This is a genomic window from Mesorhizobium sp. B2-3-11 (assembly GCF_006442215.1).
GTDB lineage: Bacteria > Pseudomonadota > Alphaproteobacteria > Rhizobiales > Rhizobiaceae > Mesorhizobium > Mesorhizobium salmacidum.
Map to the genome: position 1 here is coordinate 45,787 of NZ_VFVS01000027.1, position 14,227 is coordinate 60,013.

The window sequence follows — 14,227 nt, forward strand, 5'->3', positions numbered from 1 at the left end:
TAGTCAGTTCCCTCGCAAGTCGTCGTCGAGAAATCGGCACGTGCGTTACGGGAGTTGGCTGTGGTTGGCGTGATACCAAGTACGAAACGATGCGCTCGCGACGCCGGTTCGGCTTCGATCAGTCCCCCAATTATCCGCACCGGGCCACTAGCCGGGATTGTCCCGAGATTGACGGGTTTTCCTATGCGCCCCGTGGATCGCAGCATGCCTGCGAACTTCACACCCACCTCATTGAAGACGTTCGATCGAGCGGCGCGAAGACGCCGTCAAGTCTTGCGCTCCGGTCTCGTCACCCTGCGCGTCGCCGGTTGGCTTGCGGAGCTGCAGCCACCGTGGGTCCAGACTTTGTCGATCCGCCAATGCGCGCGAGTTATCTGGGCTCGGCGGCGATTGAAATCAGCAGTTGAAATCTAAGGATACGAAACAAGAGGAAGCTGCGGCATGGCCGCAGCCGACGAGGAGGACATGATGAGCTACACGGCAGGATTTGCGGTCATGGAAGTCACTGTTCGGGGCGTTTTGCCGATCGGCGACACGACCGAAAATGCAACGTATTTCATTCTGGACACGGCCAAGAGCGCGATCGTCGGTCAGGTCATTCTGCCCAAAGCCGTCAAGCGAAGCCTCGCCGTCGCTCTCACCGTCAAGGTCCCGAGCACCGCCGGCTCACTTGGCATTGGAACGTTTGATGATGGCGGGAATTTCCAGGCCGCCAGCTTTCTTCGCGTCGAGACCCCAGCCGTAGGACGGCCCGACGGCGCCGTCGGACCGGCCGGAAGGTGACGCGTCTCAAGCCCCTTGTCCCCAGCGCTCGCCGGCCAGGCCGGTGGGCTGTGTTCCCGTGAATTGAATTCGAAGCCAACAGGAGCCAGTCATGGCCCGTGCCTCTGAAATTCTTTTTGTCGATCCTTCAGTCTCCGACCTCCAGACGGTTCTTGGCAATCTGCGGCCCGAAGTTCGGGCAATTGTGCTCGATGGCCGCCGGCCGGCGGAGCAGCAAATTGCTGCGACACTCGCAAGCCGCGAGGGCCTCGATGCGATCCACATTATGGCGCATGGCGCGCCTGGCCGCGTCAGCTTCTCCGCGGGAGAGTGGTCAGCCCGAATGCTGGAAGGAGCGGCTGACGATTTCGCCACAATTGGCAGAGCGCTTGCCGCGCACGGCGAACTCCGGCTGTGGAGCTGCGAGACGGCGTTGGGGTATGCGGGCGATGCGTTCATAGCGGCGCTGGAAGAGGCCCTCGGCGCGGACGTCTGCGCATCGAGATCGCTGGTTGGCGCAGCCGCCCTGGGCGGCGCCTGGGAGCTGTCCGCACGCGTGAACGCGTCCACATCCCTGCCGCCACTGACCCCGGATGGGGTGGCAAATTATACCGGGGTGCTTGTGGCGGGTGATCTGACACTCACGGGGACGATAACTGGCCCTGGCAACAGCAGTAACGTCAACACCTATTATCTGGTGGACACCACACTCGATCCCGATACAGTTGTTGGGAGCTTTCAGCTTCCATCAGCAACTAACGGTTTAGTTTTTGCGTTTAGTGTAACTATAGTAATTCCTATAGTCGGTGATAACTACACGATATACAATGCTAATTTTGGCGTGATGGGCACGCTTACTCAAACTGGCCCTAATACTTATCTTTTCACGTCCGGTGCTGCCAATCCCACTAACAACAATAACTTTAGTGGGGGTAGTTTGACTATCACGAGTCAAGTGGGCGCCACCGGTGCCACCGGTGCTGGCGGAGCCACAGGCGCGACGGGTGCGACGGGCGCCACCGGAGCGGGCGCCACAGGAGCCACAGGTGCGACCGGTGATACCGGAGCGACAGGCTCAACCGGATCGACTGGAGCAACTGGCTCGACCGGCTCTACGGGAGCCACAGGTGATACCGGAGCGACAGGCTCTACGGGTTCTACCGGATCGACTGGAGCCACAGGAGCAACCGGTGATACCGGTTCGACCGGCTCGACTGGAGCAACCGGCGCGACCGGCTCTACGGGAGCCACAGGTGCAACTGGTGATACCGGAGCGACAGGCTCGACCGGTTCGACCGGATCGACTGGAGCAACCGGCTCGACCGGTTCTACGGGAGCCACAGGTGCAACCGGTGATACCGGAGCGACTGGCTCTACCGGCTCGACCGGATCGACTGGAGCAACCGGTTCGACCGGCTCGACTGGAGCAACCGGCTCGACCGGTTCTACGGGAGCCACAGGTGCAACCGGTGATACCGGAGCGACAGGCTCTACCGGAGCGACTGGCTCTACCGGTTCGACCGGCTCGACCGGCTCGACTGGGGCAACCGGTTCGACCGGTTCTACCGGAGCCACAGGTGCAACCGGTGATACCGGAGCGACTGGCTCGACTGGGGCGACAGGCTCTACCGGCTCGACCGGATCGACTGGAGCAACCGGTTCGACCGGTTCTACCGGAGCCACAGGCGCAACCGGTGATACCGGAGCGACAGGCTCGACAGGCTCGACCGGCGCTACTGGCTCGACTGGTGCGACCGGATCGACAGGCTCGACCGGTGCGACAGGCTCGACCGGATCGACAGGCTCGACCGGTGCGACAGGCTCGACCGGATCGACTGGCTCGACCGGTGCGACAGGCTCCACTGGTTCGACCGGATCGACCGGCTCGACCGGCTCGACCGGTGCGACTGGTTCGACCGGCTCGACCGGCTCGACCGGCTCGACCGGTGCGACTGGTTCGACCGGATCGACCGGCTCGACCGGTGCGACAGGCTCGACCGGCGCGACAGGCTCGACCGGCTCGACCGGCTCGACCGGTGCGACAGGCTCGACCGGATCGACTGGTTCGACCGGTTCGACAGGCTCGACCGGAGCGACCGGCTCGACTGGGGCGACTGGCTCTACCGGAGCAACTGGCTCTACCGGAGCGACCGGCTCTACTGGTGCCACCGGGCATACCGGAGCGACCGGAGCTACCGGCTCGACTGGAGCGACAGGTGCGACTGGTGCAACCGGCTCGACCGGAGCTACAGGTTCGACTGGGGCGACTGGCTCTACCGGAGCAACTGGCTCTACTGGTGCCACCGGGCATACCGGTTCGACCGGAGCAACTGGCTCTACCGGTGCCACCGGGCATACCGGTTCGACCGGAGCGACAGGCTCGACCGGAGCGACAGGCTCTACCGGCTCTACTGGTGCCACCGGGCATACCGGGTCGACCGGAGCTACCGGCTCGACTGGAGCGACAGGTGCGACTGGTGCAACCGGGTCGACCGGAGCGACCGGCTCGACTGGGGCAACTGGCTCTACCGGAGCAACTGGCTCTACTGGTGCCACCGGGCATACCGGGTCGACCGGAGCTACCGGCTCGACTGGAGCGACAGGTTCGACCGGGGCAACCGGCTCGACCGGAGCTACAGGTTCGACTGGTTCGACAGGCTCTACCGGAGCAACTGGCTCTACTGGTGCCACCGGGCATACCGGTTCGACCGGAGCAACTGGCTCGACCGGAGCAACTGGTGCCACCGGGCATACCGGGTCGACCGGAGCGACCGGCTCGACTGGAGCGACCGGAGCGACAGGTTCGACTGGAGCAACCGGCTCGACCGGAGCGACAGGTTCGACTGGTGCCACCGGCTCGACTGGAGCGACAGGTTCGACCGGAGCGACAGGTACGACTGGTGCCACTGGAGCGACAGGTTCGACCGGAGCGACAGGTTCGACTGGTGCCACCGGCTCGACCGGAGCGACCGGCTCGACCGGAGCAACCGGCTCGACCGGAGCGACAGGTTCGACTGGAGCGACCGGCTCGACTGGAGCGACCGGTTCGACCGGAGCGACTGGCTCGACCGGGGCAACCGGCTCGACTGGAGCGACAGGTTCGACTGGTGCCACCGGCTCGACCGGAGCGACAGGCTCGACCGGCTCGACTGGAGCGACCGGCTCGACTGGAGCGACAGGTTCGACTGGTGCAACCGGTGCGACCGGCTCGACCGGAGCAACTGGCTCTACCGGAGCGCCCGGTCCGACAGGTCCGACCGGAGCGACGGGGCCTGGCGGTGAGACCGGTGACCACCACCATGGCAACAACGGTGGCGGCAACGATCCTGACCACAACGACAGCAGCAATCCGGGGAAAGGCCATCCCAATGATGGCACTGACGCCGATGGCCCCCCTGACGGTCACACCGCCACGGTCACGGCCAGCACCCTCGGGCTCAAGGACTCGACGCAGTTCCTGCAATCCGGCTCGACCGACAGTGATGCCGTAAGCCCTGCGTCGTTCCGCCAGCTCATCGGACTAGCGGCCGGCTCGGTGACGACCGACCTCCTGAACGTGCTCAACACGATCAGGGGATTTGGCCAGAACCAGAACAAGCCGCTGGGTGCGAGCACCGACCTGACCTCGGATCCCAAGCATGGTGCGGGCAGCGCCAACAGCGACGACACGGTGAAGAAGGCTCTGAAGGATATTCTGAAGCCGCATGAGTGAGCAGGAATGGTAAGTGGACAGACCACGACAGGAACCAGTCCAAGGCTGAGAAACGGGCGCGCGCGCTCTGCGGAAAGCAGGGTGCGCTCGCCCGTCATTTCTGACCGGGGACGGGTCCGTCCGACCGGCCGGCTCGGCGTGGATCAGTCCCCGCTTGAGGTATCGGTGGGACGGTTCGCCTGGGGTATCGGCGCTTGCGTGTCGGAGGGAAGCCCATGGTGAATATCCCTCTGAGCGCCGAAATCCAGCCGGTGGCGGTCCGCGCCGGCATCGAAGCCGATACGACCGAACCGGGGCGGCTTCCCGGTGGTCCCGCCGAGTTTGAAGAGGTCGGGCAGCGCCTCAAGGCGATGTTGCGGGTCGCCCGCTATCACGGGGTCGAGCTCGACCCGAACGAATTCAGGGCGGCGAGCGCAAGCCTGTTTCCAACCTCCGCTGACCTGTCCGAGTGGGCGCGCAACGGCGGTATGTGGTCTCGCGCCGTCCGCGTTCGCTGGTCCCACCTCTTGCGCTTCCAGGATACCGGGCCGGTCGTCCTGCTGTTCAGTGATGGCGGCGCGGGGATCCTCACCGGGGCCAGTGCCGAGCGCAACCTGGTCTTCCTCAAAGGCGTGGACGCGCCTGATGACGGTGAATCCACCGCTATCGACGAGTTGCGCCTGTCGCAGGTGTGGACGGGGGAGGCGGTGCTGCTGCGAAATGCGCGATCCTCTGTTGCGGCGGACGCGCCTTTCACTCTCGGCTGGCTCGCCGAACTGGTACGGCTCGAAAGCCGGCCTCTGCGTGACGTCGCCATCGCCTCGTTCACGCTCAGCGTCCTTACCATCCTGCCGCCGCTCATCGTCATGACGGTGGTCAACAAGGTCCTGCAGTTCAACAGTGTCTCGACGCTGTTGCTCTTGTCGGCCATAATCGCCGTCGTCTTCGCCTACGAAACGCTCTTGGGCCACGCACGGCGGCTGATCATCAACGTCGTTGGCGCCCGCCTGGACACCAAGCTGCAACTGCACATTTTCAGTAGGCTCCTGCGCCTGCCGCTTGACTATTTTGAGCGTCATCCGGCCGGCGAGACGCTGTACCATCTCGCCCAGGTCTATCGCATCCGCGAGTTCCTGACCGGCAAACTCCTCAGCACGTTCCTTGATCTGATAACGCTCTGCGTGCTGGTACCGGTGATGTTCTACATCAACGCCAAGCTCGCCTGGATCGTGATTGCCTGCGCAGGCGCGATCGTACTGATCATTATTGCCTTCCTCAAGCCGCTGCGCCGGAGGTACCAGCGGGTGATTGAAGCTGAGACATGGAAGTCGGCGGCACTCGGCGAAACTGTCGTCGGGATAAAGACCGTGAAGGCACTAGGTCTCGAGCCGCAACGCAAGGCGCTTTGGGACGAGCAGGTGGCGGAGGCGGGAAGGGCGCGTCTGGCTTTCGGGCAGTTCGCCAGCTGGCCGCAGACCCTGGTAACGCCGATCGAACGTGCCATGGTGCTCGGCACAATGCTGATTGGGGCCTATCTCGCGATGAACGACAGTTCCGGCTATATGGTAGGCGGCCTGTTCGCCTTCATGATGATCTCCCAGCGCGTCGCCCAACCGCTTGTCGGGCTGGCGCGGCTGATCGAAGACTACGAGGAGGTCGGCGCGGCGATCGGCGAGGCGTCGTCGGTCCTCAACCGGCCACTGGAGAGCAGTTCGAATTCCCAGGGCTTAAGGCCGAGGCTCGTCGGCGAGGTCACGTTCAACGATCTGACCTTCAGCTATATCGGTACCAGGACGCCGGCGCTCGACCGGGTCAGCTTCAACATTCCGGCAGGCACCATGTTCGGTATTGTCGGGCGCAGCGGGTCGGGAAAGTCGACGATCGCGCGCCTTCTGCAGGGGATCAACCGCGACTATAGCGGTTTCCTCAAGCTGGACGGTGTCGACCTCAAGGAATTCAACCTGCGCCACCTTCGCCAGGGGCTCGGCGTGGTGCTCCAGGACAATTTCCTGTTCCGCGGGTCGATCCGCGAGAACATCATCGCCGGGCGCGCGGGCCTGACGCTTTCCGACGCGATGCGAGCCGCGCATCTGGCAGGCGCCGAAGAATTTATCGAACGAATGCCGAATGGCTACGACACATACATCGAGGAAGGGTCGCCCAATCTGTCGGGCGGTCAAAAGCAGCGGCTGGCGATCGCGCGCGCCCTCATCCACAATCCGACCGTCCTTATCCTTGACGAAGCGACCAGCGCCCTCGATCCCGAGAGTGAAGCGGTCGTCAGCGCCAATCTCATGCGCATCGCTAGCGGGCGCACGATGATCATCGTTTCGCACCGGCTTTCTTCGCTCACCGAGTGCGACCAGATCCTTGTCATGGAGCAGGGCAAGGTCCTCGACGTCGCCCCGCACGCGATCCTGCTCGAACGATGCGCGCTTTACCGCCAGCTGTGGGCGCAGCAGAACCGGCACCTCGATGGCCGCCACGGCCGTCCGGTCGCCGTGCCGCCGCGGTCGGGTTGACCGATGTCGCGCGGCGGTCGATTCGAGCTTTCAACAATGATCGCCCGCAAGACGGCGAACCGTTCCTTTGGCCATCGCGCTTCGACTGAAGATGGAATGGATGGGATCGGTTTCATTCGAGACAGTTTGTACTTCGAGTGCTTACACTCCAGGTCCAGCAAGCCATGACCACCACCTCTCTCACCATCCACCCCGCCCGCTTGCGTCGGATAAAACCGAGCGATCCGACGACACCAGCCATTCTCGAATTCCAATGGCCGTCGACAGCGGTCGCCAATGCGCCAATTCCTCGGTCGGCGCGCGGTGTCGTCTGGATTATTTCGAGCATGGTGGTTGCCTTGATTGCCGTGGCGGGACTGATACCGGTCGACCAGGTGGTGACGGCCAGAGGGCTGGTGGTTTCAAAATCGCCCAACATCATTGTGCAGCCTTTGGAGACGGCGATCGTCCGCTCGATCGACGTGCGCGAAGGTCAGCACGTAAAAGCCGGGCAATTGCTTGCCCGCCTCGATGCTACCTTTGCCTCGGCGGACCTCCAGTCGCTGGCGATGCAGGTCGCGACGCTTGAGGCAGAGGTGGCGCGGTTGAAGGCGGAGGCCGACGGCCAAGCTTTCAACTATGACGGTCTCGACCCGAGCTGGACCCTGCAGGCGTCTATCTTTGAGCGCCGCAAGGCAGTCTATGAGGCCAAGCTGGAGAATTTCGACCGGCAACGCGATGAACTCAGTTCGGTGATCTCGCGTTCTCAATCGGATGCCTTCGGCTACCGGCAGCGGCTCTCGGTCGCGGCATCGATACAACAGATGCGCAAACAGCTGGAAGAAAGACAGGTGGGAAGCCGCCTCAATACCCTTATCGCGGAAGACAATTCGGCAGAGATGTCGCGGGCGCTCGGCAATGCCGAGCAAACAGCAGAGGCTGCCAAGCGCCAGCAGGCTGCGGTGGCCGCCGAGCGCGACGGCTACATTCAAGGCTGGCGAGCGGAAGTCTCACAGGGTCTGTCCGACGCGACCTCCCGGATGTCCGACGCTCGCGAACTCCTCAACAAGGCAAGGCTCCGTAAGCAGTTGGTAGAGTTGAAAAGCGAAGCAGACGCCATCGTCCAGTCGGTGGCGAAAGTCTCGGTCGGCTCGGTCCTCCAGTCGGGTGAGCGCTTGATCACGCTGGTGCCGGCCGACGCGCCGCTTGAGATTGAGACAAACGTGGTCGGCCGCAGCAGCGGCTTCGTGCACGTCGGCGACCCCGTGGTTATCAAGTTCGACACCTTCCCCTATTCGCAATACGGCCTCGCCCACGGCACTGTGCGATCGCTCAGCCCGGACTCCTTTTCTGCGCAGGAGCAAGCACGCGACCCCAACAGTTCCCTGGCCATGCTGCCCTCGGATGCCGAGCCATTCTATCGGACTCGCATTTCCATCGACCAGGTCGCGCTGCACGGGGTACCCGCCGGTTTCATCGTCAGCCCCGGCATGCCCGTGACCGCTGACGTCAAGGTCGGCCAACGCACGGTGCTCAAATATATTCTCGGCGCGATGCTACCGATCGGCCAGGAAGCCATGCGTGAGCCATAAGCTGCGGCGCGCCAGCGGCCAGATGGAGGACATCAGGGACTCGGATCGATGACAATTCTGGATCGGCTGACTGGTTTCGCCAACCCTGCGGCAGCATTGCGGCGGGCGGTGCAGCTTTTTGACAGCGGCAGGCCTTCGGAAGCTTTTCCGCTCATGGCGATGGCCGCGCGCGCGGGCATCGCCGACGCCGAACATCGGGTTGGGCGTTGTTATCTTGAAGGCTCGGGTGTGCCGCCGAGCCGCGTGGAGGGGACGCGGTGGCTCGGGCGGGCGGCAAAACGCGGGAGCGCCGATGCACAGGCGCTCCTCGCCGCACTCTATGTGAGCGGACTGGCGACATCTGAAGCTGATGTCAAGCGCCCTGCATCGCAACGCCTGTTCGAACAAGACACCTTGGGTGAGCCGGACTTCGTGGCGGCACGCGAGCTTGCCACGAAGGCGGCCGAGGCAGGCTCGGCAACCGGTCAAGCAGTCCTCGGCTATATCCTCACCAGGGGTCCCGGACCGATGCGCGATGCGGATGCAGCGCACCGCTGGTATGAGCGCTCGGCCGCGGCCGGCTGCGCCGAAGGACGCCTCGGCCTTGCCCTTTCCCTGGCCCGGCAAGGTGGTCTCGCGGAACGGGACAGAATTGCTGACGAGGTACGTCGTGCCGCCGACGCTGGCCTGCCGACCGCAATCTACCTCTTTGCGATCTTCACCGAGCACGGGCTGGGCGTCGCGGGCGATCTTGCTGCCGCAGCTCGGCTGTATCAGGCGGCTGCGGAGCAAGGCCTGCCCTCGGCCCAATTCCGATTGGGATTGGCGATGATCGAGGGGAGCCTCGGTGACCTCGATCCTGTGGCCGGGGAGGCGTGGATGCGACGTGCCGCATTGGCCGGCAACGTCGAGGCGGCGTACCTCCTGGGGGAGCGTAACGTGAAGTACCGACCGCCGGATTATGCAGAAGCCGCAACATGGTATCGACGGGCGGCCGAGGCGGGTCATCAGGCCGCCGCTCGCGCCCTAGGCTCCCTTTACCTAACGGGAAACGGTGTTGCCAGGGATGAGCAGGAGGGGACACGCTGGCTGCGCACGGCCGCAACCAGCGGGAATCAGGCAGCACAAGTCGATATGGCCAACCTCGCTCTGCAAGGGATTGGCGAGGCGGACGACACCACAAATGTAGCAGGATGGTTCGAAGCCGCCGCATCTTCAGGCGATCTGATCGCCGCATTCAATCTCGGCCTCTGTTTCGTCAAAGGCGTCGGCGTGCCCCAGGACGAAGGTCAGGCGGCGCAATGGCTAAGGCGCGCTGCTGAGGGCGTGGCCGAGGCCCAATATATGTATGCGCGCATCCTCAGGGATGGGCGCGGGGTGGCGGCCGATGCGCAGCAGGCCCGCGCCTGGTTTGCCCAGGCTGCCGACGGCGGCATACTCGACGCGCAAGTGGCACTCGCGGAGATGCTGCTCAATGGCCGTGGCGGCGATCGTTCGCCAGAGGCCGCGGTGCAGTTGTTCGAACGAGCCGCCGCCGCCGGTCATGTCGGGGCAATGTTTGCGCTCGGAGCGCTGCACAGCTCCGGCCAGGGTTTGCCGATCGACCAAGTGGCGGCGCAGAAGTGGTTCTCGGCCGCCGCCGAATGTGGGCATGGCCAGGCCCAACTCATGCTGGGCCGGTATCTCGCCAAAGGACTCGCCGGAGAGCGCGACCCGTTGGCCAGCCGCCTCTGGCTCGAGCGAGCGGCTGCACATGGCATCGTGGAGGCGGACGAGGAATTCGCTGAGGCCACCTCGGGTTGAGGTGTAATGGAATATGAGCAGGCGCGCCGCTGATTTCCTACGCAAATGGATTTGCGACCATCTACCGCCGCGAATTGACGACGCAGCCCTCGTCGTGACCACCATGGCGGCCGACGCCGTGCGGGCGGCAGAGGCTCAAGGCATCGCACGCCAAGAGATCGACCGAGAAATCGGAAGCGTCTACGAAGCGACCATGCGCACGCTCCAGGATCGCACGTCCGGTTTGCCGGATTAGGCACAACGCCACGACCTCGGGTGCAAGAGTTACCTTAAGCCATGGGTAGCCGATCGGGCTTGGGATTTCCAAAGAGGCGGAAGCACCCTCATAAGCCTGGACGTGTTGCCATAGTTGGCGGAATCCCGTTCAGTCGCACTGAGGGGCAGGGTGTATTTGCGGCGCAAATAGGTCGGTCATAGCAGGAGGCGCGGCTTCTCGCCTCGACGCTCCTTGGACAATCGCAATTGTCGCATCGCCTAGCCCGTTTGCGTTCATCATCATGGCCATCAAAAGAATCTCAACTGGTGGCATCGCAACACCGTATGATATATACAGATTGTCTAATGTGATCGTTTGCCCCGGGTGCGATTTAGATGCCCAGCTTTAGGAACAGAAGGGTGCTGTCGAGGAGTGTGGTCGAAATGGGCCTCTTCTCCGCGGCAATGAACACCCTGGTGTTGATTCTGCCTCTCTACATGCTGCAGGTATATGACCGGGTTTTGCCTGCGGCCAACCTCGACACGCTCGCCTATTTGACCTTGCTTGCTCTATCGTCGCTCTTGCTGTTCGGCGTACTCGAAGTCGTGCGCAGCGTATATGCGAGCCAGCTCGCCGCTCGGCTGGATGTCTCTTTGGGTGCATCATCATTTCTAGCAGCAATGAGCGGTCCGCGTGCCGGTCTCGGCGACGTCCAGGCCCTGCGCGACTTGGCGACCCTGCGGGGATTCATCGCTTCGCGAACCATCTTTTTTCTATTCGACCTCCCTTTTGGGCCGATCTTCGTGGGCCTGCTTTACTTCGTCCATCCGTTGCTCTTCCTGGTAACGGTTATCGGGGCGGTTCTCATGGTTGCCATCGCTGTGCTGAACCAGATCGCGAGTTCGCGACCCAGCAAGGAGGCGGCGGACAATCTTAGCGCCTCAATGAATTCGGCGCAGGCCTTCGCGCGAAACTTCGAAACGGTCCGCGCACTCGGGATGGTGTCCAACGCGATAGAGTTCTGGGGGATCCGTTTTTCCGACTCACTGCACGCCTCCGACGGACTGGCTCGCATCAACGCGTTCTATGGTGGTGTGTCCCGCACGACGCGGTCGGTGCTGCAAATCGCGATATTGGGCGTCGGTGCATATCTGGTTCTGCACAATGAAATGACCGCAGGCATGATCTTTGCCTCATCGATGATATCGGCGCGGGCCTTGCAACCTCTTGATCAGATCGTTGGAAGCTGGCGGCAGATCACCGACGCCAATCTTGCATGGAAGCGGCTTTCGGTATCCCAATCCGGGCCGGACAAGCAGGAAAACCCGGCATTGCCGAGTCCCGATGGAGTGTTGAGCGCAGATCAGATAGTCTATCATCTTCCAGGTTCGGCCGACGGTGCGATGCCGCTCATCAAGCGGGTGACTTTCGAGGTCCCCGCTGGCCAGACCGTCGCGATCGTCGGCCCGAGCCAGGCAGGAAAATCGACGCTGGCGCGGCTCATCGTCGGTGCGATCCAACCCCGTTCGGGCGCGATCCGTCTCGATGGCGGCGATATTCGAAATTGGGATCCGGAGGAACTCGGCCGTCACATAGGCTACCTTCCACAGGATGTGGAACTCTTCCCTGGAACCATCGCACAGAACATTGCGCGCTTTGAGCCGGACGCATCCGACGAGAAGTTAGTTCAAGCGGCCCGGAAGGCGCAGGTACATGAGCTGATCATGGGGCAGAGGAACGGATACTCGACGGTGATCGGCCCCGCTGGCGTTCGCCTTTCAGGCGGCGAGCGTCAGCGCATTGGCCTTGCACGCGCTTTTTACGGCGATCCCAAGATACTGGTTCTAGACGAGCCCAACGCGAATCTTGATTCCGACGGCGAAGCCGCGCTCGAGCGGGCGATCATCCAAGCGCGGTCGCGAAAGACGACCGTCCTCGTCATTACCCACCGGCCCTCCCTCGCTTCCAAATGCGATCGCATCCTCATGCTGCTAAACGGTCAGGTAGAGATTTACGGTTTGACCAAGGACGTGCTCGACGAACTTGCTCAGCGACGGGCCCGAGCGGCAGCAGCGGCGGCCGCTCAGTCGCATGACAATGAAGGAGTGGTGCCTTTCCCGTCACAGGCTCGCGTAGAGGTAAAAGTCGCAAATGACGGCCCCTAGCCAAACCATCCAGGCTGGCGCCAAGGCTTATCGCTGGCAGCGCAACATCGATACACGGACAGATCGGATCATGCTGGCGGGATATGCAAGCGTGGCCGTTTTCGTGCTCGGCTTCGGGTTCTGGGCAGCCACGGCGCCGATTGCTGGAGCAACCATTGCGCCAGGTGTGGTCGCCGCAGCAGGGCAGAATGTCATGATCCAGCACCTCGAAGGAGGCGTTGTCAGGAGCATTAGAGTTCACGAGGGTGACAGGGTCTCAAGAGGCCAGGCCCTGATCGTGCTCGATCCGACGATGGCGCGGTCCCAGCTCAACCGGGTTCTCAAGCAGTGGGTTGCACAAAAAGCCGAGATTTCTCGGCTCGAAGCAGAGCGCGACGGCCTTGAGAGTATTGTCTTGTCCAGTGACCTCGGAGCCTATTCAGGCGCTTCCGAATATAGCGATGTCTTCGGCGAGCAAAACAAGGAATTTCAGGCGCGGCTAGCGCGTTATGGCGCGGAACAGGGGATACTGAAGCAAAGGGTGGCAGCACTTCAGGACGCCATTGTGGGGTTAAAGGCTCAAAAGAAGGCAGCGGAAAATCAGCTTGTGATCGTCAACGAGGAGACGGAAAGAAAAAAAGACCTGCTACAAAAAGGACTCACAAATCGTTCCGAATATACCAGTCTTCTGCGCAGTACCGCCGAGTTGGTAGGACAGGCGGGATCTCTGGAAGCGCAGATCGCCAGCTCGGCGACCCAGACTGTGGAAGCGCGTCAGCAGATTGAAAGGCTTACAACCAGCCGGGTCGAGGATGCCGTCACCGAACTGAACAAAGCACGGGCAGAGGTCGCGGATCTCGAGGAACAGATCAACGCTGCGCGATCAGTCCTGGACCGAACCACAATCCGGGCGCCTGTGGACGGCATCATCGTGCGCTCGCTCTACAATTCCGAAGGCAGCGTCATCCGCGCCGGGGAGATCGCGATGGAGCTTCTGCCGACCACGAACGAGCTCATCATCGAGGCCAGGATAAAGCCTGAAGATATCGACTCAATCAGGGTCGGGCAGGACGCAAACATGATGTTCACCGCACTCAACGCGCGCACGACGCCGAAAGTGTCCGGAAAGGTCTTTTACATTTCGGCCGACCGGCTGATGGCACCCAATACCGGACTGCCTTACTTCACCGTCCGGCTTAAAATGGCCAACAAGCTGCCACCGCAGGTTAAGCCCGACCAGATCTATCCAGGCATGCCGGTCGAGACATTCATCTCAACGGGCGAACGGACGTTTCTGGCTTATCTGACCAAGCCCTTGGTGGATTCGTTCCAACGCGCCTTCCGGGAGAGATAGCCCCCCGCATCTTGGATATCGGAAGCTCCGATGTGAAACGGCGCTATTATATTGGAACCTGCGCCCTTCGACGTCAGACGAAGTGGAAGAGGGCATCTACCATCTCTTCAGGCGACTTGCCGAGCGTCTTGAGATGGATCTCCGGGTTCTCCGGTGCTTCGTATGGAGAATCGACACCGGTGAAATTCTTGATCTCGCCATTCAG

At 62.5% G+C, this 14,227-nt stretch carries 10 protein-coding genes and 1 pseudogene; 9 read left to right on the forward strand and 2 right to left on the reverse strand.

Annotated elements, in window-relative coordinates; translation table 11 throughout:
- The first annotated feature begins 441 nt into the window (after positions 1-441).
- Positions 442-783 carry a hypothetical protein gene (locus FJ960_RS27190; RefSeq protein WP_140718181.1) on the forward strand — a complete coding sequence of 114 codons (342 nt, stop codon included), beginning with the start codon at positions 442-444 and terminating at the stop codon, positions 781-783.
- 91 nt (positions 784-874) lie between these two features.
- Positions 875-1,372, forward strand: a pseudogene (locus FJ960_RS27195) (DUF4347 domain-containing protein); the annotation flags it as partial.
- Positions 1,373-1,713: 341 nt separating this feature from the next.
- On the opposite strand, the gene FJ960_RS27200 reads toward FJ960_RS27195, so the two are convergent.
- On the reverse strand, positions 1,714-4,083 hold the full coding sequence (locus FJ960_RS27200) for a DUF4573 domain-containing protein (RefSeq protein WP_181174338.1): 2,370 nt from the start codon (positions 4,081-4,083) through the stop codon (positions 1,714-1,716).
- Between the two features lie 214 nt (positions 4,084-4,297).
- Here FJ960_RS27200 and FJ960_RS29635 point away from each other — a divergent pair, with 214 nt between their 5' ends.
- The 7 genes from FJ960_RS29635 to FJ960_RS27230 all read left to right on the forward strand — a co-directional run bounded on the left by FJ960_RS29635 (position 4,298) and on the right by FJ960_RS27230 (position 14,022).
- The gene (locus FJ960_RS29635; protein WP_181166789.1) at positions 4,298-4,474 is read left to right on the forward strand and encodes a hypothetical protein; all 177 of its coding nucleotides are present in this window, start codon (positions 4,298-4,300) and stop codon (positions 4,472-4,474) included.
- 215 nt (positions 4,475-4,689) lie between these two features.
- On the forward strand, positions 4,690-6,975 hold the full coding sequence (locus FJ960_RS27205; RefSeq protein WP_140718183.1) for a peptidase domain-containing ABC transporter: 2,286 nt from the start codon (positions 4,690-4,692) through the stop codon (positions 6,973-6,975).
- 164 nt (positions 6,976-7,139) lie between these two features.
- Complete coding sequence (locus FJ960_RS27210) at positions 7,140-8,546, forward strand: HlyD family type I secretion periplasmic adaptor subunit (RefSeq protein WP_140718185.1); 1,407 nt, start codon at positions 7,140-7,142, stop codon at positions 8,544-8,546.
- A gap of 48 nt (positions 8,547-8,594) precedes the next feature.
- A complete protein-coding gene (locus FJ960_RS27215; protein WP_140718186.1) occupies positions 8,595-10,328 on the forward strand; it encodes a tetratricopeptide repeat protein in 1,734 nt (577 codons plus the stop codon).
- A gap of 13 nt (positions 10,329-10,341) precedes the next feature.
- Positions 10,342-10,563 carry a DUF768 domain-containing protein gene (locus FJ960_RS27220; protein WP_027146702.1) on the forward strand — a complete coding sequence of 74 codons (222 nt, stop codon included), beginning with the start codon at positions 10,342-10,344 and terminating at the stop codon, positions 10,561-10,563.
- Between the two features lie 356 nt (positions 10,564-10,919).
- A complete protein-coding gene (locus FJ960_RS27225) occupies positions 10,920-12,689 on the forward strand; it encodes a type I secretion system permease/ATPase (RefSeq protein WP_140718187.1) in 1,770 nt (589 codons plus the stop codon).
- Complete coding sequence (locus tag FJ960_RS27230) at positions 12,676-14,022, forward strand: HlyD family type I secretion periplasmic adaptor subunit (RefSeq protein ID WP_140510947.1); 1,347 nt, start codon at positions 12,676-12,678, stop codon at positions 14,020-14,022. The genes FJ960_RS27225 and FJ960_RS27230 overlap by 14 nt, the downstream gene beginning before the upstream one ends.
- 73 nt (positions 14,023-14,095) lie before the next feature.
- On the opposite strand, the gene FJ960_RS27235 is transcribed toward FJ960_RS27230, so the two are convergent.
- On the reverse strand, positions 14,096-14,227 hold a 132-nt coding region (locus tag FJ960_RS27235), incomplete at its 5' end, for an adenylyl-sulfate kinase (protein WP_140718188.1).

Bases quoted from the DNA above. Each gene is read 5' to 3' on its own strand.
- FJ960_RS27190 (WP_140718181.1), top strand. From the start codon at position 442: ATGGCCGCAGCCGACGAGGAGGACATGATGAGCTACACGGCAGGATTT.
- FJ960_RS27205 (WP_140718183.1), top strand. From the start codon at position 4,690: ATGGTGAATATCCCTCTGAGCGCCGAAATCCAGCCGGTGGCGGTCCGC.
- FJ960_RS27210 (WP_140718185.1), top strand. From the start codon at position 7,140: ATGACCACCACCTCTCTCACCATCCACCCCGCCCGCTTGCGTCGGATA.
- FJ960_RS27215 (WP_140718186.1), top strand. From the start codon at position 8,595: ATGACAATTCTGGATCGGCTGACTGGTTTCGCCAACCCTGCGGCAGCA.
- FJ960_RS27220 (WP_027146702.1), top strand. From the start codon at position 10,342: ATGAGCAGGCGCGCCGCTGATTTCCTACGCAAATGGATTTGCGACCAT.
- FJ960_RS27225 (WP_140718187.1), top strand. From the start codon at position 10,920: ATGCCCAGCTTTAGGAACAGAAGGGTGCTGTCGAGGAGTGTGGTCGAA.
- FJ960_RS27230 (WP_140510947.1), top strand. From the start codon at position 12,676: ATGACGGCCCCTAGCCAAACCATCCAGGCTGGCGCCAAGGCTTATCGC.